Origin of the sequence: Parapedobacter brassicae (assembly GCF_051400755.1) — a bacterium.
Classification (GTDB): Bacteria; Bacteroidota; Bacteroidia; order Sphingobacteriales; family Sphingobacteriaceae; genus Parapedobacter.
On the sequence record NZ_JBLFFL010000003.1, the window covers coordinates 220097 to 242379 of the forward strand.

Consider the following 22283-nt stretch of genomic DNA (forward strand, 5'->3'; position numbering starts at 1 on the left):
GGTACATAAAGCAGGTATATCTCCAACTATGGATGTCTCCAAAAAAACATCGGAGGGCATATGCCCTCCGATGTGAATGGAACCTGCCAACCCATTCTTTCCTAATCCATATTACAAAGGCAGGTTTGCCATGAATTGTACATTTACCGAGCCAAGGTTGAGCCCAACCATCACAGACGGCATTGTCGGGGCGAATACCCATGCATTATTGCGCCGGTATATGTACCCCCTGCGGTACGGATCATAATACGTCCGGTATGCGGGGAAGTAAACATATTCCGAACGGCGGTAGAAGCGCTGGTCGTAGTACCACCTGTCATGGTCGCGGTAGCGTTTATTGTGCCGTTTGATATACCCCCTGTAGGCATTGTCGCGTTCCCGGTAATATTCGCGATGGGAGTTATACGATTCCCGGCGGTACTCCCGATGAGGCTGATTCCTGTCCCGCCCATAATGTGCCGCCTTATGGCCTTGGTGACGGGATTTGGTGTATTCTTTCCGATGTTTGTCTCCATGTCCCCTTCCCCGACCCTGTGCATTTACCTCATTGAGGGTCATTGAACCGACTACTAAGGCGACGATATAAATTAACAACTTTTTCATGGCGCTAGTTTTTAATGTTCAATATCAATTTTGTTGGTATGACTACTGAAATCATGCCAGAGTTTAATGGGTGGCGAAGACCTAAAAGTAACATTCCTGCTGTAAACGGCTTGCATGCTCGAAAATGCCATAGACGTTGGCATCGGGCAATCCACGGGAAATTAAAAATGCAATAAATCGCGCTAAAAATAAAAATTTAATCAAAAAATATTATTTTTTAGTAACAAAATCGTTAGTTTACACTTACAATGTTATAAAAAACAAAACATTCATAAATTTGAAACATAAACTTGGATTACTATTTAATATGTCAATTAAAATGAAACAAAAAAGTTAGAATTTATACCAATAAAAACACAAATTGTATCACATAAACTAAGTAACCAATCATATTATTGATAACATGCATCATATCATGATTTTTGCACATATTAATATGCAGTTTTCTATACTCAATACAACATCCTTTATCAAACAATCAATTAAACTTTAACAAATGAAACAAAAACTACTCTGTTTCCTACTCGGGTTACTGCTGATTGGATCAGCCTATGCTCAAGAAAGGAGTATCCGTGGCCGCGTAACCGCGTCCGCCGACGGATCGCCCCTTAGCGGCACATTGGTGACCGTTCAGGGTACCAGTCGTGTCACGCAGACCGATGACAATGGTGACTTTGTAATCAGCGCATCCAACGCTGATTATTTAGTTTTTCACGCTGTTGGATTCACAGATCGCACCGTTCAGGTGGGCACTTCTCAGACATTAAACCTTGTGCTGGAAGTATTTCAGGAAGAACTGGATGAAGTAGTGGTAGTGGCATACGGAACGGTACGCCGGTCTGACTTCACTGGGTCGGCGTTGACTGTCGATGCCAAGAGCTTGGATAAGCGCCCCTTATCCAACCCCTTGGTTGCACTGCAGGGCGCGGGGCCGGGTGTACAGACTACCGCACCAAGCGGGGTTCCGGGCTCCTCGCCGGGCATCACCATCCGTGGAGTCGGTACCCTCAACGCCGGCAGTTCTGCATTGTATGTGGTAGATGGTGTGGAATATGGCGAAGACGGTTGGTCTAACATCAATCCGGACGACGTAGCGTCGATAACCGTATTGAAAGACGCCGCCACCATCGCTATGTATGGCTCACGGGGAGCCAACGGGGTGGTCATGGTGACTACCAAAAAAGGATCCACTGGCAAAACCAGTCTGGATTTTAAGGCTCAGTTCGGTGCCAATACCAATGGCGTACCTGCATACAATACGGTAAATGCCGGAGAATATTACGAACTGATGTGGGAGGCATACAGAAACAGCTTGCATTTTGGCGAAGCAAACGTCCCCTTGGATATTGCCAGCCAAATTTCATCTGGCACTTTACCCAGAAATGCTGACGGCACTATGACTTATGATGGCGAAGACTATGATGATATCGTGCAGTTTTTGGGTAATTATAACGCATATAATGTTCCTAACGACCAGTTAATCGGCCCGGATGGCAGGCTCAACCCCAATGCTCAACTACTGTATCCCGATGACCTCAGCTGGATTGATCAAGCGGCCAGAACAGGTAAACGCAATGAATATACGATGAGTTATTCCAGTGGTTTTGGCAAAACAGATATATATGGTTCCCTGAATTACTTGGATGAAACGGGATGGGGTCTACGTTCGGAATTCGATCGTTTTGCCGCCCGGTTGAACGTCAATTCTCAATTGACCACCTACCTGAAGACTGGGTTGAACTTAAACGCAAACCAAAATAGGTCGAACAGCCCCGCCACCGGCGGTGGTATCGTCAACCCCTTTTCCTTCTCACGGGGTATTGGCCCCATCTATCCGGTACATGTACATGATCCGGTAACCGGGGAGTATGTACTGGACGAGTTCGGTGATAGACGGTACGACATCGGCAACCTCGCTGGTGAATTTGGTCTCACCCGCCCCTATAACGGCGGGCGCCACGCCATCGCCGAAAACCTATGGAATATCGATCGCTCGACGAGGGACTATATTGGGGCAAGAACCTACATTGACCTCAATATACTACCCTGGCTTACGTTGACCAGCAACCTGACAGCAGATATCTACAACGTTCGGGACGAAGGGTATGAAAATACCATCGTGGGAGATGGGGCTCCCGCAGGACGTTACAATCAGGAGTGGGAAAAGAGCCGCCGGATTACCTTCAACCAATTAGCGAATATCAATAAGACCTTTAATGGCGATCACAACGTCAATGCTACCTTGGGGCATGAAAGCGTGAAATTCATTGAAGACGGTATTTCTGGTATGCGGCAGGGCCAAGGGTTTGAAGGCTTCCTCACGTTTTCCAACTTCATTGATATCAATTCGCTCTCTTCGGACTTGGATGAGTACCGCATTGAAGGATACTTCGGCCGAGTAAACTACGATTATAAAGGCCGATACTACCTGAGCGGGATGATCCGCCGGGACGGGTTGTCCAAGCTCCCACCAGCTAACCGGTGGGCCAATTTCTGGTCAGTAGGCGGCGCATGGCGCATTGAAAATGAACCCTTCTTCGATGTGGAATGGGTGAATCTTTTAAAACTGCGGGCTTCGTACGGTGTCCTGGGCAATACGGATCTGGGTAATAACTATCCGTTCCAGGGAGGCTATGAATTCCGCAACAACGCTGGCGCCGCTGGTACCGCTATTTCCATGCTCGCGAGCCCCGACCTGAAATGGGAGCGCCAAATTCCGCTGGATATCGGTATCGACTTCAGCCTCTTCAAGGGACGCTTGTCTGGTACGGCAGAATTTTACGACCGGAAAAGCGACGAATTGCTGCTGTCCCTGAATCTGCCCTATCACTATGGTGGTGAAACTGATGGGAACTTTGAGATTGACCAAAATGTCGGCTCAATGTACAACCGTGGATTTGAGTTTTCACTGACCGGCAACCTCATCCGCAGGTCTGACTTCAACTGGAACATGACGTTTAACATTAGCACCGTTAGCAACAAGATCTTGGAAATGCCGGAGGAAATGCTGACATATATCACTGGAAACTACCAATGGAAGGCCGGAAAGTCTCGGTATGACTACTATACCCGGAAGTTCTACGGTGTAGACCCGGAAAATGGGCAAGTGATGTATTTAGGCGTCACCGAATATAACCCTGATAATGCCGACATGAAACTAATTGACCATGGAGATGGCCGTGTAGATACGGTGACATATAATCACAGTGCCGCCAGGCTCGACTACATCGGCAAAAGTGCCTTGCCAAAAGCCTATGGAAGTTTGGTCAATAGCTTTACCTATAAGGACTTCGACTTTGGATTCGTGCTCATGTACAGCGTAGGTGGTTGGGTTGTAGATGGTCAATATGGTGGTTTCATGAGTCCCGGCCCATCCAATGGGGCCAACCTGCACCGGGATCTCTTGAACGGCTGGCGGCAGCCCGGAGACCAAACAGACATCCCTCGCATGGACCTGAACCGCACATCTCAATACGGAGCTGCATCGGATCGGTTCTTGACCCGCTCGGATTACCTAAGCCTGAGTTCCATCAACGCAAGCTACCGCCTGCCTGCCAGTATAGCCTCACGTATCCGGATCAAAGGGGCGAGGTTATTTGTGAGTGCTGAAAATCTTTGGTTTGTATCGGCCCGCAAAGGCATGAACCCGATGAGCGATCTGACCAGTGCAGCGGGTTCCGGCACGTATAACTTTATGAAAACGGTGAACGTAGGTATTAATTTGAGCTTATAAAAAGGAATTGTCATGAAAATCTTTAATTTAAAAAAATCAACAATACTGACCGGTGTCTCCCTCTGTTTGGGGTTGACATTCACCTCCTGCAACGAGGATTTCCTGAACGTGACGCCTCTCTCCCGAGTAACGCCGGAGACCATATTTGCCACGACGGACAACGCTTATGCGGCCATTAACGGTATGCACCGTTACATGTATAGCCAATGGTATCGCCAAGCCGAGGGAGGGCAAAGCGGCAACATGATCTACATGGATGCCCTAGGCGAGGATTTTGTGATGACCGGCCAAGCCAACGGCTGGTTCATCACGGAATATAAATGGCTCGCACATCGCGATGTAAACTCCGCCATGCTACGCTTTAACTATGGGTTCTATTATGCGATGATTGGCAATGCCAACGCCATTCTCACCGAGGTCGACGGTGCTGTGGGGCCGGATGCAGATAAGAATTTCCTCAAGGCACAGGCCCTAACCTACCGAGCTTGGTCCTATTTCCAGATGATTCAGCTCTTTGGCGAACGCTATGTGAATGGAGGAAGCAATTCCGGATTGGGACTTTCTATTGTATTGGAGCAGCCTACGGAGCCTGTTTCCCGTAGTTCGGTGGAGGAGGTATATGCCCAGATCCACGCTGATCTGGATCAAGCGATTAGCTTGTACGAAGCGGCCGGAATCGAAAGACCTGACATCTCGCACTTGAATGAGGATGTAGCCATGGGACTAAAGGCAAGGGTGTATCTCACCCAGCAAAACTATGCCTTGGCGGCAGAGTTTGCCCATGAAGCTAGGCAAGACTACCCTCTGATGAGCCGGACCGAGTATACAGCCGGGTTCTCTGATTTCACTAACGAAGAGTGGATGTGGGGTGTCCGTCACCGGGAAGACCAACCTAACTACTTCTATTCATTCTTCGCTTACTTGGGGAATTACAGTTCCACCAATACTCGTGGGAATCCCAAAGCCATCAACTCCAAGCTATATGAGATGATCTCCGAAACCGATATTCGCAAACAGCTGTGGGATCCGACAGGTGCAGACCCTGATTTTCCCCTAGCTGACGGCGGGGCCCGCGAACCCTATATGAACAGGAAGTTCTTACTTGATAACCCGGCAAATAGCAATGGTGACCTTGTATTCATGCGTGCCGCAGAGATGTACCTCATCGAAGCCGAAGCCCTGGCCAACATGGATGGCCGCGATGCCGATGCGGCGGACGTGTTGTATGAGCTCGCCAGCGCCCGTGATACCGAATACGAACGATCCGCCAACGCTGGACAAGCCCTCATCGATGAGATACTGACCCAGCGCCGAATCGAATTATGGGGCGAAGGGTTTCGATTTTACGATCTCAAACGCCTGAATATGCCATTAGATCGGACTGGCGCCAATCACAACGTAACCCTAGCGGTGAAAATGACAGAACCCGCCGGCACTTCGAATTGGGTATTCCTCATTCCTCAGGAGGAAATCAATTACTCACAAGGTATTGTCCAACAGAATCCATTGTAATTGTTAAAGTTCATACATGCGTCCCCCTACCTTATTTGATTTTGGTAGGGGGATTCTTTTAAAACACCGATACGAACCATTAATATTTGCTAGGTAGGTTCAATTCTTCAACAATCGCTGAATTTCATCCAGTTTCATCAATGCTTCCACAGGCGTGAGCGTATTGACATCGAGATTATTGAGCATATCCCGTATTTTTACCAAAACAGGATCATCTATTGAAAACATTTGCAGTTGATAAGCCTGCTTTTGGATTTTTTTAATGCTATCCTTGATACGTTCGCCACCGGTACGCTCTTGTTCCAGACGCTTCAAGATCTCGTTGGCTCGCTGCAGCAGTTTGGGAGGCATACCGGCCAGTTTAGCCACGTGGATGCCGAAACTGTGTTCACTACCTCCCGGCACCAACTTGCGAAGGAAAATTACCCTGTTATTGATTTCCTTCACCGACACGTTATAGTTCTTAATCCTGGGGAAGGATGTCGCCAGTTCATTCAGTTCGTGGTAATGGGTGGCAAAGAGGGTTTTGGCCCGGGCAGTGGGGTGATTATGCAAAAACTCGGCAATTGCCCAAGCGATGGATATCCCATCATAGGTGCTGGTGCCGCGTCCGATTTCATCGAGCAAAATGAGGCTGCGCTCGGAGAGGTTGTTCATGATGCTGGCCGTCTCATTCATTTCTACCATGAACGTCGATTCACCCGAGGACAGGTTGTCGGATGCGCCCACACGGGTAAAAATCTTATCGACCAACCCGATCCGCGCCTCTTTGGCAGGCACGAAACAACCCATCTGTGCCATGAGCACGATCAGGCCCGTTTGGCGCAATAAGGCTGACTTACCCGCCATGTTCGGTCCAGTGATGATGATGACTTGCTGGGTTTCGGTATCCAAAAAGACATCATTCGTAATGTAGTCTTCGCCGGTCGGCAGGCGTTGCTCGATGACGGGGTGGCGCCCGCCTTTGATATCAATGGTGTTGCCCTCGTTGATCTCGGGTTTTACGTAATGATTTTTCTCGGAGATAACGGCAAAATTAACAAGCACGTCGAGCTGTGCGATCAGCTGGGCATTCTGCTGGATCGGTTTGATGTACGCCGCCACCGCTTCTACCAATGCGGCGTATAACTGGGTTTCCAAAGCTTGGATTTTCTCTTCTGCGCCCAATATCTGCTCCTCGTATTCCTTGAGCTCCTCGGTGATGTAGCGCTCGGCATTGACCAAGGTCTGCTTGCGCACCCAGCCGGTCGGTACTTTATCCTTATGGACATTGGTCACTTCCAGGTAATAGCCGAAGACATTGTTGAAGGCGATTTTCAGCGAGGGGATACCGGTGGCCTCGGATTCCCGCTTTTGGATTTCCAGCAGGTAATCCTTGCCGCCGTAAGCAACCTTACGCAGTTTATCCAGTTCCTCACTCACCCCGGTGGCGATGACATTGCCTTTGTTTACCGACACGGGCGGCTCCGGATTGATATGTGTCGCGATGCGTTCGCTGATGCTGGCACACGGATCCAATTGTTCGGCAATGGCCGTTAGCGCGTCGACCCCGGCACTGCCTACGCTTGTTTTCAGTCTTTCGATCGCCTGCAATGCCCGCCGCAGCTGGACGACCTCCCGCGGGTTGGCCTTTTGAAGTCCGATTTTACTGATATGGCGTTCCAAATCACCGATTTGCTTGATCTCCCCAGCCAATTCTTCCCGCAGTGCTTGGTGGCTAAATAGGTAATCCACCACGTCGAGCCGTTCGCGGATGGCTCCCTGGTCTTTCAGGGGCATTACCATCCAGCGCTTGAGCAACCTTGCACCCATTGGTGAGGCTGTTTGATCCAATACGTCGGCGAGTGTCACCGCATGTTCATTGGCCGAACCCACCAGCTCCAGGTTGCGAACGGTGAAACGGTCGAGCCACATGTAACGCTCCTCCTCAATGCGCGAGATCTTGGAGATGTGCTGCAGGTTGCGGTGTTCCGTCTCATTGAGGTAGTGCAATGCGACGCCCGCAGCTACGATCCCCAACGGCAGTCGGTCTATGCCGAAGCCTTTCAGCGACTTTACCTGAAAATGTTTGAGCAATGTTTCCGTTGCGTAATCTCCGGTGTAGGGCCACTCATCCAGCGTATAAGTGTAGAAATTACTACCGAATTCATCCACAAATGCCTTATATTGGCGCTTACCCATGATGACTTCCGTGGGCTTGAAGCCCTGCAATAGCTTATCGATATATGCCGCCCCGCCTTGTGCTACTAAAAATTCGCCTGTAGAAATATCGAGAAACGCAATACCCATTAGGCCTTTGTCGGCAAAAATGGATGCAAGATAATTATTGGATTTCTGCTGGAGGATATTGTCACTGTAGGATACACCCGGCGTAACCAACTCGGTGACGCCACGCTTGACAATGGTCTTGGTGGTCTTCGGATCTTCCAGCTGGTCACATATGGCTACGCGCTGTCCCGCACGGACCAATTTGGGTAGATACGTTTCCAACGAGTGGTGCGGAAAACCCGCTAATGCCGTCTCGGCCTCGCTCCCATTGCCGCGCTTGGTCAGCACAATGCCCAGAATGCCCGCAGCTTTCACCGCATCTTCTCCGAAGGTCTCATAAAAATCCCCCACGCGGAATAGGAGTAACGCACCAGGATATTTCACCTTGATGCTATTGTACTGCTGCATCAATGGGGTTTCTTTTTTTGCCTTTGCCAATGTAGGTTATCTTTGCGTGGGCATAAAAATAGGACTATTGACGGGATTTGACAAGTTTCAATTTGTATATTCGCATGACGAAAACGATGACGGTCAAGCAACTATTTCAAAAAACGATCGAACGAATAAGACAATTCATCCCTACCGTTAGGAACGTGTATCTAAAATGGACCTTGCGGATAGTGGTGTATTTTTTTGCCATCACCATCGGTTGGGTTATCCTGCTAATCTTTATCAATCCCCCCATCACCTGGTTGATGGTGCAACGGGGATTGGAGCGCAAAATCGACGGACAAGAATGGAAGATTACCAAGCAATGGGTGAATTATGAAGATCTTTCGGATAACCTGAAGCGCGCAGCCATTGCGGGTGAAGACGCCCGATTCATGGATCATTGGGGGCTCGACCGCGAGGCCATTGCCGACGCGTACAGACGCAACCAGAACGGCACGAAATTGCGCGGCGGCAGCACCATCAGTCAGCAAACCGCGAAGAATGTATTCCTTTGGCCCCGACGATCCTGGATAAGGAAAGGGTTCGAAACGTATTTTACCTTATTAATCGAATTGTTCTGGAGTAAAAAAAGGATTCTTGAAGTCTACCTCAATGTCATTGAAACCGGCGATGGTCTGTACGGCGCAGAAGCAGCGACGCAATATTACTATGGAAAATCGGCTCAAAGCCTGACCAGGCGTCAAGCGGCACTATTAATTGCGGTGCTTCCCAACCCACGGCGCTGGTCGCCCGCAAAGCCTACTGCTTATATCAGCAGGAAAGCCAATACGATTGCCCGGTATATCAGGTATAGCCGGATTCCTTGATTGTGACACTATAGACAAGAGACAAGAGATTATAGACAAGAGACAGGAGACAAGAGATATCAGACAATGGCCAGATTACACCGCCAATCGCTACATAAATACTTTGGCGTGCCAGCTGTCTCGGAGTGGGATCTCCCAGTGGGTTTCCAGTTCGGCGTATGAGGATACGAGGTTATTGAATACAATGGTATCGTCAGTCACCTCCCCGGTCGCCATCAGCTGTTCAAACGCAGCCCGGGATACTGCCTTAATCTCCTCACCGACGCGATAGGCCACCTGCATCCTGTCAAAGAGGCGCAGCCCGGTTTCGTGCTCGATTTCCTTGAGAAGGTGCACGGATTTATCAATCGAGCAGCCGGTAGGCGGTGCCACGGCGTCATCCACCATCACGATGATAAATCGATCATAGCGGATTTCGGCCTTTGCTGCTAATGCCTTGCCATGTGCCTTCCACTGCGAGGTGAACTGCTTCAGCTTATCCAACACATATTCTTTTTCCTTATCGGCCAACCGCCGGTCGGCCTGATAGATCCAAATGCGTTCCATGGGAACAAAGATACGGATTTTAGTTGTAGTAGGGCGATATCATCAGGTACACGACCACGCCCGTTACAGCCACATACAGCCACAGCGGAAAGGTGATTTTGGCAATCTTGCGGTGCCTGGCGAAATTGCCGGACAATCCCCGCACGTAGGTGACCAATACAAAAGGAATGATGATGATGGACAATAGAATGTGCGTGATCAGGATAAAGAAATACACATAACGGATCGCCCCCTCGCCTCCATATGGTGTGGAGTCAGACGTCATGTGATAGGCCACATACATTGCCAAAAACGCCACCGAACATCCGATACAAAGCTTCACCAGCGTTTCATGCAGCTTGCGATTGCCCTTTCGGATAGCCATGACCGCCCACACTAACAATACAGCTGTAATGCCGTTGATGGTTGCATAGATGGGTGGCAAAAAGGTCAACGGCTTTACATCATAACCCAAATCGCGTAAGTTTACCCCAAATAAAATAGCTACCACCACCGGAATCGCGATGGATAAGACCACGATCCACTTGTTATATCTATTCGCTATTGCCCGTTCCATAAATCGTCCATCTAAAATCCAAAAAATCTAAAATCACTTATACGGGCTCCTCTCCCGAATCTCCTCCACCAGTAATAGCTTGACCTCATCGATCAGCCGGTCCACCTCCTTCGCGCGGTTTACATCATAATACCCTCGGATGCGCCGTTGTGAATCGACCAACATCAGGGATGCACTATGGATGAAGCTGGCCTCCCGGGTGGTGTCCTGCATGGCATCCACGAGAAACCCCCCTCGCGCGACATCGAATACGTCATCCCTGCCCGCGGTTAGAAACTCCCACTTCTTGGTTTCCGGCCGGTAGGCCCCCGCATAGTTCAGCAATACCTCGGGCGTATCATAGACCGTATCTACCGTAATGGTATAGAACCGGACCAGCGCATTGTTTGCGAAACGCTCGGCTACCCGGTTCATCTCGTCGTTCATGTGCGCGCAAAAGGTCGGACAGCGGCTGTAAAAAAAATTGACTACCGCGATGGTGGTGTCATTCGCCAATACATCCACCGCCTTGCCCTGCTGATTCGTCAATGTGAACGGTGCGATCTGGTGAAACAAGGTATCTGGTACTTTCTCCCCCATTCGGCTACTGAACGTACCGGTCAAGACCTTCTCACCGTAAATCGGTAGCGCTTTATACCGATTCTCTCCCTTTTTTTCCAGCAGATAATATAAAAATCCCGGCAAGATTAAAATAGCTGCCAGGATGATAATTTTCTTTACGCCACCGCTCCTTCGCCCGACGGTTTCCATTAACTGTTAGGCCAAAAAGGGAATGGGTTAAAATGCCCTTTCATATAGGTCCCTTCTGTCAGCATCAACGCGATGAAATAGATAATAAACAGAAACACCACTGTGATGGACATGATGAGTCCAAACGTCTCAAACTTGAGGTGCATGAAGTAAGCGACAATGTAATATGCCTTGAGGAGGGTGAGGGCGATATAAACGATATTCACACCAAGCCCCTTAGGCACGATGCCACCATGCACCAAAACCAACGCAATGAAAAACTCCAATGCCGTAATGGCCAGCAGGTAGAAAAATACCCGCCAGATCTTACCCTTGGTCATTCCCTCGTGGTGTCCTTCCTCGTGCGCCACTGTATGATCATGATGTTGAGAAGCCATAGCGATATAATGTTGTGTTTAATTAGTGATTATACGAGATAAAAGAATGTAAATACAAATACCCAAACCAAGTCTACAAAGTGCCAGTAAAGCCCCACCTTTTCGACCATGAGGTAAGATCCCCGGCGCTCAAAGGTATTGGTCAACACCATGCCAAGCACAATGATGTTTAGCAATATCCCAATTGAAACGTGGAATCCGTGAAACCCCGTGATGGTAAAGAAGAGGTTAGCAAATTGCAACGCCGAAACTTCGGAAATTTCCCTGGAGAAAAAAGGCGCGAGCGATACTTCGGGTGATACCCCCTCTTGGGAAGGGATGCTGCCCCACCAAAAACCCTCATGATGGAGGTGTGTCCATTCCATTGCCTGGCAACCCACGAACATCAAGCCGCCGATAATGGTAGCGATCATCCATCCCACGACTTCCTTCTTCGAATTGCGGTGCCCCGCTTCCACGGCAAGCACCATCGTCACCGAACTCATGATGAGAATAAAGGTCATGATACCCACAAATACCAACGGATACCCATGATCGGCAATTCCGGGAATGGACTGGAATACCAGGTCCGGATCAGGCCAGGTAAGGTGGGCAAAACGCTGCGTGCCATAATAAATCAGGAACGCGGAAAACGTAAAAGCATCTGACGTGAGAAAAAACCACATCATGATCTTGCCATACTCCACATTGAAAGGCGACCTGCCACCGTTCCAGCGTCCGGTTTTTACCTTATCCAATTCCGTTACAGTTGTACTCATTGTTCAGTGTTATTGATTCAAAAGTAAAAAAACATAAATATAAATCCACAAAAAGCCCAGAAAATGCCAAAACAGGGCGGCCAAATCCATCCGGAAGACATTATCAACCTGAGGAATACGCCTGATGCGCCCCGATAACGCGCGCAGCAACACGATGATACCGGCCAGGATATGCGCCAGGTGCATCCCGGTAAATACATAGATAAATGACTGGGAGGCATTGCTGTTTACAAATACCACACCCCTATCGCTCAACACGCCCCATGCATGTACTTGCATCGCAAAAAAGCTGATACCCAATAAAATGGTGACCATCAATAACAACTGCTGCCGGGCAAACAGGGTCCTCTTCGCCGCGACATAGGCCAGTTGCATGGTCACACTGCTCAGTACGATGAGCAAGGTACTATAGATGAATGCATCGGGCAATAAGGTTTTGATACCTTTATCCACCCCGCTGGCTGAATACACAATGAAACCGCTTGAAAGGGCCGCAAACATCATGAACATCCCGATCATTCCCAGCCAAAGACTGAATTTCTTCGCCTTCTGCTGGGTCAGCTCTTCCTTATTTTGCGTATATCTCGCCATGGCCATCATAAGGCATTAAAATCAAATAGTAATATCAGCTGGATTAACGGCAAATAAAAAAACGAGGTAAACATCACCTTGCGCGCTGAAGCCAGATCGCGCTTCAGGAAGAGATTCAACCCATACCAGCTAAAGAGCAATGCACCCGCAACGGATGCCAGCGAAACCACGATACCGCCAAAACCGAAATAATAAGGCAGTAAGCTTACCGGCAGCATCAGCATCGTTGTAAAAAGCACCATGAATGCCGAAAGTCTATCCTGCTTGGTCGTCGGCAACAGCCTAAAACCGGCCCTTTTGTAATCTTCGTCGATCACCCAGGCAATACTCCAAAAATGGGGGAATTGCCACACAAACTGGATGGCAAACAGCACCAGTGGGATGATCACAATCGCTTCGGCATTATGCTGGCTGAACGCCGCCAGATCATCCTGACTAAACGCCGCATAATAGCCAATCAGCGGGGGGAGTGCACCCGGGAATGCCCCAACGAATACCGCGATAGGCGACTTCCGTTTCAGCGGCGTATACACAAATGCATAAAGCAATATGGAAAAAACTGACAGCAAGCCGGCAATGAAATTGAGCGTCACCAGCGTGTACGTGCCTGCGATGCCCATCAGCAGGCTCAACACCAATGCCTGACCCGTCGTCATCCGGCCAGCGGGAATAGGCCGGTCTGCTGTGCGTTTCATCAGCTTATCCAGATCGCGTTCAATAATTTCGTTGAACCCATTAGCCGAGCCGGTAACCAAGAAACCGCCCAGCGTCAGGATCACCCAATTCAACCACTGGATATCCCCTTGCTGTTTGCTGCCGATCAGAAAAGCAATGGAAGCGGAGAATACCACCGTCATGGTCAACCGCATTTTCACCAACTGCTTGAGATCTCCCACAAACTGCATAATCGCCGCAACTTCTCCTTTGCCTCGCCGCTGCATGGCTACGTCGCCGCCAATCTGCTTGACCCGTATATCATGTTCTGACCCTTTCATCAATTCATTTTCTATCATATATTCCACTCACTTCCACGTCACTTTTCCCAGCAATAGCATCAAATAATATTGGTTGCCAAATAACAAACTGGCCAACACCAGGTGCGCCGTCTGGGCAAATGGCGGGATGTCAACATACGTCAATATCAACGCCACCCCAATTTGCAACACCATCAACAACAACAGCAGGTTCGTAAACTTGCTTTGGTGGCTGCTCGGCGCAAACCGCGAACGTACCACAAAAAACAAGAACAATATCGCTACCGTAGAAACCACCGCGAGGGTACGATGAACATCAAATACCTCCCCTACTTGGTCTAACCATCCACCCCTATCGGGCACGTCGCCCGAAGCCGCTATCTCATCGATTTCTTCACGCACCACCGTACCCACACCGACCTGTACGACAATCAACAACAGCGAAATGGCCGCCAAGGCTTTAATACTGCCCGATGTATGGTTGATCAGCAAATCCTTGTCTCGCAGTGACCGCGCCTTGAAATACGTATAAATGCTAATCCCCACAATCACCAAGGCCAGTAGCATATGCACGGTAATGATCCAAGGCATCAAATTGGTGGATACGACAATCGAACCCAGCCACGCTTGATAACCCACCGCCACGACATTGATGACGCTCCATATAAAAATGGACTTCTTCGTTTTAAAGAACGTGAAGGAAAAAATGGCACAAAGCAATATCAAGAATCCCGTAATCGCACCCACCAACCGGTTGATATACTCTGTCCACGTCTTCGCTGCATTAAAGGGCTCATGCTGAAGGATGCGCTCGTCGTTGCGAATGCGTTCAGCCAGCTCTCGATTGCCAAACCGGTCCAGCATTGCCGCAAACCGCTCGTTCTTGGCTTTCCTCCCGGCGATGTATTTTTCTTCGTATCCCGCGGGCAACTGAGATGCATCCGTGGGCGGCACCAGCCGATCAAAACATTTCGGCCAATCGGGGCACCCCATCCCGGATCCCGTGCTGCGCACCACTCCACCTGCCAGGATCAACACAAACAATGAAACGATCGTAACCTTGTTGATCCACAAAAATCGCTGCTCGGCAGGTGGAAGCATCTTTCCTACTCCGCCTCCTTCGCTGGCTGGGGACTATTCGCCAATTCCCATTCGCGCTGGATGCGCTCTGCTTCTGTATTGCCCTCAAAATCATGCGGCAAATTCGAACTCATCGTCTCCGAAAAAGGAACCGTTTGCGGAATGAAATCCTCATGATGCCCGGGCTTGCTGTAGTCATATGGCCACCGGTAAACCGTCGGTATCTCTCCAGGCCAGTTGCCGTGGATATGCTCCACAGGGGTCGTCCACTCCAATGTATTGGAACCCCAAGGATTCTGTGTGGCCCGTTTGCCAAACCAGATCGACGAGAAGAAGTTCCATATAAATGCCAACTGTCCAAGCGCCGCGATGATCGCTGCCCAAGTAACAAATACGTTTACGGAAATCCATTTTTCCATGAAAGGAAACTCCGTGAAGGCATAATACCGCCTTGGAACACCATCGATACCCATAAAGTGCATGGGGAAGAACACGAGGTATGCCCCCACAAAGGTGAGCCAAAAGTGCAGGTATCCCAACTTCTCATTCATCATCCGCCCAAACAGCTTGGGGAACCAATGATAGACCCCACACAACATTCCGAAGATGGATGCAGACCCCATCACCAAATGGAAGTGAGCCACGACGAAATAGGTGTCGTGCAAGTTAATATCCAACGCCGAGTTACCCAAATAGATGCCGGTAAGACCGCCGGAGATGAAAAAGGACACCATGCCGATCGCAAATAACATCGCCGGGGTAAACCGGATATTGCCGCGCCAAAGCGTGGCCAAATAGTTAAAGACCTTCACGGCAGAGGGCACGGCGATGATCAACGTGGTGATCATAAACACCCCCCCCAAAAACGGGTTCATTCCCGTTACAAACATATGGTGTCCCCAAACGATGAACGATAGAATGGTGATGCCAATCAGCGAGTAGACCATCGCGTGGTAGCCGAAAATCGGCTTGCGCGAGTTGGTCGAAATCACTTCAGAGGTCAGCCCCAGTGCAGGCATCAGGACGATATATACCTCCGGGTGACCCAAAAACCAAAACAAATGCTGGAATAAAATCGGGCTACCTCCTTCGTTGGGCAAAATCTGTCCTTGGACGACCAGATCCGACAAATAGAAACTCGTGCCAAAGCTCCGGTCAAAAATCAGTAAGACGACCGCCGAAACCAACACCGGGAATGACAGCAACCCTACGATCGCTGTCAGGAACAACGCCCATATAGTCAACGGCATTTTCCACAGGTCCATTCCCTTCGTACGCATGTTCAACACGGTACTGATGTAGTTCGTACCGCCCAATACCTGCGACACGATAAAGAGCGTCATGCTGATCAACCACAGCGTCATTCCGGTCGCCGAACCACTGATTGCCTTAGGTACTGCCGAAAGCGGCGGATAGATCGTCCATCCGGCACTTGCCGGACCGCTCTCTACGAAGAATGATGCGATCATGACGATGCAGGCCACGAAGAAAAACCAGTAGGAAAGCATGTTCATGAATGGCGATGCCATATCCCGGGCACCCAGCTGGTACGGGATCAACAGGTTGGCAAAGGTGCCGCTAAGCCCCGCCGTGAGCACAAAGAACACCATGATGGTACCGTGTATCGTCACCAACGCCAGGAAAAATTCCGGGTGGATGCGTCCGCCCGCAGCCCATTTGCCCAAAAACACCTCCAAAATCGGAAATTCCTTATCCGGCCAGGCCAACTGAATCCGGAACAAGATGGACAAGAGCATGGCAACGACCGCCATGATAATACCGGTAATCAAGAACTGCTTAGCAATCATCTTGTGGTCTTGACTAAACACATATTTAGTCCAAAATGATTCATGGTGGTGCCCATGATCACCGTGATGATCCACGCTATGAGTGCTTGCGTTTGCTATAGTTGACATATCTCTGTATTAAATACGTTATTGTTCATCATTAGTTGGCGTTAGCCAACAATTTCTTATCCGCTACTGCTACTTTTTCCGTTGCTTGTGACGTCTGAAACTCTTTTCTCAAATCTTCCGTGAAGAAATAAGGTTGTTCGTTGAGCCATGCTTGATACTCCTCTTCCGTGACGATCCTGACCTTCTTCTGCATATTATAATGCGCACTACCGCAGATCTTGGCGCACAGCAGAACAAAATCATAATTATAGTCGCCCAACCGATCGCGCATCTCCTCGGTGGTTACCGTCGGCGTAAATTGGAAATAGGTTTTCATACCCGGTACCGCATTCATCTGTACGCGGAAATCGGGCATATAAAAGCTATGCAGGATGTCTTTAGAGCTGATCTGTACCCGTACCGGTTTGTTGACTGGAAGGACAAGCTCCGATCCCATTTGATCATCCCAGCTCGTCTTGTCATTAAAGTCGATACCCAAATTATTTAACGGCGTCGTCAACCGGTAATTGCGCTCGCCGATTTGCCCATCCCGGCCAGGATAACGTACGGTCCACGCAAATTGCTCGCCGGTCACTTCGATGAGCAGTGCGTTCTTTTGATCCGCTTCGGACACATTGGTGATGCTCCTCCACGTGAAGAAGCCGAACAATACCAACACCGTCAACACCACGGCGGGAACGATGGTCCAAATCTTTTCAATCGTATTGTTATGCGGATAGAAATAAGCTTTCCTTTTCGGTGTTGCACGATATTTGAAGGCAAAGCCGAACAGGCCGATGTGGGTCAGCACCAACACAATCGTCGTGATGACCGTCGTGATCATAAACATCGTGTCGATACGCACACCGTGTTCGGTGACCGCATCTCTCATCGACTGTGCACCATGGTGCGCATATGACCAGTAAACGCCATAAAGGCCAGCCACCAACGAGATTAAGAATAACGCAGCATTCGCATTATACAGGTAGTAGGTGGTATCACGCCCGTTCATCCGGCGGGTCAATTCATACACCTGCAAGATCTTGCCGATAACGCCCACCAGCACGCAGATCAAAAAGACCAGCAGCACATAGTAAAAGAAATTCGTGTATACCTGCGGGTCGATGCTTACCTCCTGCGCTGCTTCGGCAGTTGCTGCAGGTGTGCCGCTAACGCTCGCCGCAGCGGCAGAATCCGCAACCACCGAATCCGTAGACGCCGTATCGGAAGCCAACGCCGTATCGGCCGCCACAGCAGTGCTCACTTGGGAAATCGCGCTGGCGGTGTCTTGAATAGAAGTGTCCGCGACCGGTTGTTGCGCGGATACCGCGGTCGACAGTGATACCCATATCACCAATGCCAGCGAAAAAACTGTCTTAAACTTACTATTGATTATGAAGCCCATCTCTATGTATAACGATTGTTCGTGATATCTCTTGTACGTATTTTATATTTCCAAAAAAAATCTAAAATCTTAAATCTGATGATGCAAACTCTCCTCCAAAAAAGGATGCTTAACGGGTGCCAATGCATGCTTGCTCAACTTGCCGAGCACTAAGAAACTAAAAAGTCCGACAAATCCCAATGCCGTGCCCACCTCGATCCAACCAAAACCACGGTGTAACTCCACCGTACCCGGCATGATCATGATGTAATAATCCAGCCAGTGACCCATCAACAAAACGATACAAACCGCCATCATGGTATTCATCTTCCGCTTGGCGTCGCGATCCATTAATGCCAAAATAGGCATCACAAAATTGATAAACAGATTGACCCAAAACCACGGCTTATATTCCGGCTCCCAGCGTTTGTAGAAATACACCGTTTCTTCGGGAATGTTGGCATACCAGATCAGCATGAACTGCGCAAACCACACATAGGTCCAGAAAATGGAAAACCCGAAAATCAACTTCCCCAAATCATGCAAATGGTTTTCGTTTACCCAGCTCATATAACCCGACTTCTTCAGCACGATAATGATCAAGGTGATCACACAAAGGCCGCTCACCCACATCGCCGCGAAATTGTACCAGCCAAACATCGTCGAAAACCAGTGGGCCTCTAAGGACATGATGGTGTCAAACGACCAAATGGGCGTTGTAAATCCAAAAATTACCAAAAATAAGGCAGAAAGCTTAAAACTCTTTTTGTAGGAGTTGAGCCCACCGTGGAGATCTTCGTTATAGGAATATTTAGCCAACAGCCATGAACAGATGCTATAGGTGCCCATAAAGATGACCTGACGCGTCAAGAAGCCAGGTGCATTCAAAAACGCTGACTTCCCAGCAACCAATGCATCGTAATGTGGGCTATCCGGATCGGTGATCCCTTCGGCATACCAGTGGTGATACAGGTTATGCGAAAACAATCCCGTGGCGGTGATCACCAACAGGATGATCGCCGCTATCGGCAGCACACTGGCCATCGCCTGCGGAATCCGGATCATGCCGGAAGACCAACCGGATTGCGTGACATATTGCAGTGCCAAAAAGAACCCCCCAGCTGCACACACACAGGTGAAATAATACCCCATCAGCAGCAAATTGGCATATGTACGTTCCACCATGATGTGGTCACTGGAGAGCAACCCGATGGCGATCGCCACGAGGCCAACAGCAAGGGCGACCAAACTCAATATCCTCGCTTTCGCCGTAAAGGTAAATTGCTCGCTAAAGTTATAATCGTGATGATGACTATGAGTTCCCATTTAATATAGCTGATATAATATTATTTCTTTTGTAATTCTCTAACGTACATAACCACTTTCCAACGTTCTTCCGGAGACAACTGCGAAGCATGCGATCCCATCATGTTCAGTCCGTACGTAATCGTATGGTATATTTTACCGTCGGTTAAGTCAGCCATCGCTCCTCCCCTGGAGGAATTGACTCCATCGGATTTCGCGTATGATGGCGGTGGCGGAAAATTCTCAAGCGGCCGCGATTCAGCATCCAGCGTTCGGTCTATGGTGATCGGTCCATCTCCTCGGCCTTCCGGCCCATGACATACCGAGCAATACACCTGATAAAGGGCTTCTCCCTGGGCCAAGGTTGCCGCATTACGAACCAAGGGATTCACCAACTCCGCACCTGCGCGTTGATAATCCTCGGTGTTATTCGCATATTCAAACCGCTCGAAACCCACGGGTATCGTATTAGCCGGAGGTGTCTGCGCCGTCTTTCCGTCCTTGAAGTTGGCGTTCGGCTGATCCGGGTTATACCCAATCGGATCATACATATTTCGCGAAAATTCCCAGCCCCTGCTGCGTGTGGTTTGATCGCCACACGACGCTACTACAGCCGCAATCGCAACGGCCGCACCCACAGCGCCAAGAAATTTCATCTTATTCATAGCTAACATATTTGCGTTCATTGTACTTCACTTCTACGGCGCCAGCCTCTTTCAACAAATTTTCAATCTTTTCGTGATCCGTATTATCGTTAGCATCCACAGCAACGATAAACCGGTCGTCCGTTGCACGCAAATCCATTACGCGCGGTGCCCGGCCCGGAAACAAGTGATTGCGGAAGAAAAATGTAGCCACCATGCCCAATGCACAGAGCAGGATGGTCACTTCAAACGTGACCGGAACGAAAGCTGGCAATGGTAGTGGTGGTTTGCCACCGATATTCATCGGCCAGTCATAGGTCATCGTGTAATACAAGAGGCTGAAACCCAAGGTAGTTCCCAACAATCCAAAGCAAAACGCCGCGATAGGCAACCGCGATGGCTTCACCCCCAACTTCGCCTCTATGCCGTGGATAGGCATTGGCGTAAAGCAATCGTAGATGCTGATGTTGTTGGCCTGCAACTTATCAATCCCGTCCATCAGCTCGTCCGGGTCTGCAAAACTTCCGATGATATATTTGATAGTACTCATTTGCTACTTGGTTTCTAATGCCTTGATGTCTTCCTCCGTTACCGAATCGTATTTGCCAAGCGTATTCCTGAAGAACTCTACCTGCTCGGGATCCAAATGACCTTCCTGTACCAGTTTGGTTTTCTGCTGCAAACTCGCGCTCTTCAACAACAGCTTTACTTCCGCAATCGCGATACCGGGGAGGAACCGCAAAAACAGCAGGAATAGCGTGAAAAACAATCCGATGGATCCGACAAAGATGCCGACGTCCGTCCACGTCGGGTAGAACATCGCCCAGCTTGACGGGAGATAATCGCGGTGCAGCGAGGTCACGATGATCACGAAACGCTCAAACCACATCCCGATGTTGACCACAATGGAGAGTACCCACGAAATCGGAATGCTCGTCCGGATTTTCTTGAACCAGAATAATTGCGGCGAAATCACGTTGCAGGTCATCATCGCCCAATACGCCCAAGCATACGGACCCGCGATCCGATTGGCAAACGCGTACATTTCATATTCAGAGCCGGAATACCAAGCGATGAACAGCTCCGTCAAATACGCGATACCCACGATAGAGCCCGTCACCATGATGATCTTGTTCATCGACTCAATGTGGAACATCGTAATGTAATTCTCAAAGTTGAGTACCTTCCGCATCACCAACAGCAGCGTCTGCACCATTGCAAAACCAGAGAAGATTGCACCCGCCACGAAATAAGGCGGGAAAATCGTGGTGTGCCATCCCGGAATCACAGAGGTGGCAAAGTCCATGGATACGATGGTGTGTACCGAAAGCACCAACGGGGTAGAGATACCGGCCAAGATCAGCGATACGATCTCAAACCGTTGCCAGGTTTTTACCGAGCCGCTCCATCCGAAAGACAAGACGGAATAAATGCGCCGTTTCAATCCGGCTGCACGGTCACGCACCGACGCAATATCCGGCAATAAGCCACAATACCAAAACACCAAGGAAACGGTGAAATACGTAGAGATCGCGAAAGCATCCCATACCAAGGGCGAGTTGAAGTTTACCCAAAGTGAACCAAACTGGTTGGGCAAAGGAAAAATCCAATAAGCCAGCCAAGGGCGGCCCATGTGGGCTACCACATAGGTGGCAGCACAAATCACCGCAAAGATGGTCATGGCCTCTGCCGAGCGGTTGATCGAGTTACGCCAGTTTTGACGGAAGAGCAATAATACCGCCGAAATCAGTGTGCCGGCGTGACCGATACCCACCCACCACACGAAGTCGGTGATGTCCCATGCCCAACCAACCGTTTTATTCAGCCCCCAGGCACCGATACCGGTCCAAAACGTATAGCCCACACTGACTACCCACAGCAAAGCCCCCAACGCCGCCAAGGTGAAACCGATCCACCACGCTTTATTGGGTTTATTTTCTACCGGCAATAAGATATCATCCGTCACCTTGGCATAGGTGATGTCTTTGCCGGTTACCAGTGGTTCTCTTAATATTGATTCGTTATGCGATGACATAGTCTATGATTTC

Annotated in this window: 19 protein-coding genes; 3 read left to right on the forward strand and 16 right to left on the reverse strand. The window is 49.4% G+C overall.

Annotated elements, in window-relative coordinates; genetic code table 11:
* Nucleotides 1–111: 111 nt before the first annotated feature.
* Nucleotides 112–603 carry a hypothetical protein gene (locus ACMGDE_RS10245; RefSeq protein ID WP_436832692.1) on the reverse strand — a complete coding sequence of 164 codons (492 nt, stop codon included), beginning with the start codon at nucleotides 601–603 and terminating at the stop codon, nucleotides 112–114.
* 496 nt (nucleotides 604–1099) lie between these two features.
* Here ACMGDE_RS10245 and ACMGDE_RS10250 point away from each other — a divergent pair, with 496 nt between their 5' ends.
* Together ACMGDE_RS10250 and ACMGDE_RS10255 are read left to right on the forward strand one after the other, a co-directional pair.
* Nucleotides 1100–4336 carry a SusC/RagA family TonB-linked outer membrane protein gene (locus ACMGDE_RS10250; protein ID WP_436832693.1) on the forward strand — a complete coding sequence of 1079 codons (3237 nt, stop codon included), beginning with the start codon at nucleotides 1100–1102 and terminating at the stop codon, nucleotides 4334–4336.
* 12 nt (nucleotides 4337–4348) lie between these two features.
* Nucleotides 4349–5848 carry a RagB/SusD family nutrient uptake outer membrane protein gene (locus ACMGDE_RS10255; RefSeq protein WP_436832694.1) on the forward strand — a complete coding sequence of 500 codons (1500 nt, stop codon included), beginning with the start codon at nucleotides 4349–4351 and terminating at the stop codon, nucleotides 5846–5848.
* A gap of 99 nt (nucleotides 5849–5947) precedes the next feature.
* On the opposite strand, the gene mutS is transcribed toward ACMGDE_RS10255, so the two are convergent.
* The gene (gene mutS / locus ACMGDE_RS10260) at nucleotides 5948–8554 is read right to left on the reverse strand and encodes a DNA mismatch repair protein MutS (RefSeq protein WP_436832695.1); all 2607 of its coding nucleotides are present in this window, start codon (nucleotides 8552–8554) and stop codon (nucleotides 5948–5950) included.
* 74 nt (nucleotides 8555–8628) lie between these two features.
* Here mutS and mtgA point away from each other — a divergent pair, with 74 nt between their 5' ends.
* Complete coding sequence (gene mtgA / locus ACMGDE_RS10265; protein ID WP_436832696.1) at nucleotides 8629–9375, forward strand: monofunctional biosynthetic peptidoglycan transglycosylase; 747 nt, start codon at nucleotides 8629–8631, stop codon at nucleotides 9373–9375.
* 90 nt (nucleotides 9376–9465) lie between these two features.
* Here the strand turns inward: mtgA and ACMGDE_RS10270 are convergent, their stop codons facing one another.
* The 14 genes from ACMGDE_RS10270 to nrfD all read right to left on the reverse strand — a co-directional run bounded on the left by ACMGDE_RS10270 (nucleotide 9466) and on the right by nrfD (nucleotide 22270).
* Nucleotides 9466–9921, reverse strand: a complete 456-nt coding sequence (locus ACMGDE_RS10270) for an ABC transporter ATPase (protein ID WP_436832697.1) — start codon at nucleotides 9919–9921, stop codon at nucleotides 9466–9468.
* A gap of 19 nt (nucleotides 9922–9940) precedes the next feature.
* Nucleotides 9941–10477: a DUF420 domain-containing protein gene (locus ACMGDE_RS10275; protein ID WP_436832698.1), complete on the reverse strand. Its 537-nt coding sequence runs from the start codon at nucleotides 10475–10477 to the stop codon at nucleotides 9941–9943.
* Between the two features lie 33 nt (nucleotides 10478–10510).
* Complete coding sequence (locus ACMGDE_RS10280) at nucleotides 10511–11227, reverse strand: SCO family protein (RefSeq protein ID WP_436832699.1); 717 nt, start codon at nucleotides 11225–11227, stop codon at nucleotides 10511–10513.
* Nucleotides 11227–11604, reverse strand: coding sequence for a cytochrome C oxidase subunit IV family protein (locus ACMGDE_RS10285; protein WP_436832700.1), 378 nt, complete (start codon nucleotides 11602–11604; stop codon nucleotides 11227–11229). Before ACMGDE_RS10285 ends, ACMGDE_RS10280 begins: the two co-directional genes overlap by 1 nt.
* A 29-nt stretch (nucleotides 11605–11633) precedes the next feature.
* Complete coding sequence (locus tag ACMGDE_RS10290) at nucleotides 11634–12362, reverse strand: cytochrome c oxidase subunit 3 (protein ID WP_436832701.1); 729 nt, start codon at nucleotides 12360–12362, stop codon at nucleotides 11634–11636.
* A gap of 9 nt (nucleotides 12363–12371) precedes the next feature.
* Nucleotides 12372–12953: a cytochrome c oxidase subunit 3 gene (locus tag ACMGDE_RS10295; RefSeq protein ID WP_436832702.1), complete on the reverse strand. Its 582-nt coding sequence runs from the start codon at nucleotides 12951–12953 to the stop codon at nucleotides 12372–12374.
* Between the two features lie 5 nt (nucleotides 12954–12958).
* Nucleotides 12959–13861, reverse strand: a complete 903-nt coding sequence (gene cyoE / locus ACMGDE_RS10300; protein WP_436833115.1) for a heme o synthase — start codon at nucleotides 13859–13861, stop codon at nucleotides 12959–12961.
* Between the two features lie 114 nt (nucleotides 13862–13975).
* A complete protein-coding gene (locus tag ACMGDE_RS10305) occupies nucleotides 13976–15028 on the reverse strand; it encodes a COX15/CtaA family protein (protein WP_436832703.1) in 1053 nt (350 codons plus the stop codon).
* A gap of 5 nt (nucleotides 15029–15033) precedes the next feature.
* Nucleotides 15034–16815: a cytochrome c oxidase subunit I gene (locus ACMGDE_RS10310; RefSeq protein WP_436832704.1), complete on the reverse strand. Its 1782-nt coding sequence runs from the start codon at nucleotides 16813–16815 to the stop codon at nucleotides 15034–15036.
* A 139-nt stretch (nucleotides 16816–16954) separates the two neighbouring features.
* A complete protein-coding gene (locus ACMGDE_RS10315; protein WP_436832705.1) occupies nucleotides 16955–18307 on the reverse strand; it encodes a cytochrome c oxidase subunit II in 1353 nt (450 codons plus the stop codon).
* 69 nt (nucleotides 18308–18376) lie between these two features.
* A complete protein-coding gene (locus tag ACMGDE_RS10320) occupies nucleotides 18377–19612 on the reverse strand; it encodes a quinol:cytochrome C oxidoreductase (protein ID WP_436832706.1) in 1236 nt (411 codons plus the stop codon).
* Between the two features lie 20 nt (nucleotides 19613–19632).
* On the reverse strand, nucleotides 19633–20256 hold the full coding sequence (locus tag ACMGDE_RS10325) for a c-type cytochrome (RefSeq protein WP_436832707.1): 624 nt from the start codon (nucleotides 20254–20256) through the stop codon (nucleotides 19633–19635).
* On the reverse strand, nucleotides 20249–20785 hold the full coding sequence (locus tag ACMGDE_RS10330; RefSeq protein ID WP_436832708.1) for a DUF3341 domain-containing protein: 537 nt from the start codon (nucleotides 20783–20785) through the stop codon (nucleotides 20249–20251). The genes ACMGDE_RS10325 and ACMGDE_RS10330 overlap by 8 nt, the downstream gene beginning before the upstream one ends.
* A 3-nt stretch (nucleotides 20786–20788) precedes the next feature.
* On the reverse strand, nucleotides 20789–22270 hold the full coding sequence (gene nrfD / locus ACMGDE_RS10335) for an NrfD/PsrC family molybdoenzyme membrane anchor subunit (protein ID WP_436832709.1): 1482 nt from the start codon (nucleotides 22268–22270) through the stop codon (nucleotides 20789–20791).
* Nucleotides 22271–22283: the final 13 nt, after the last annotated feature.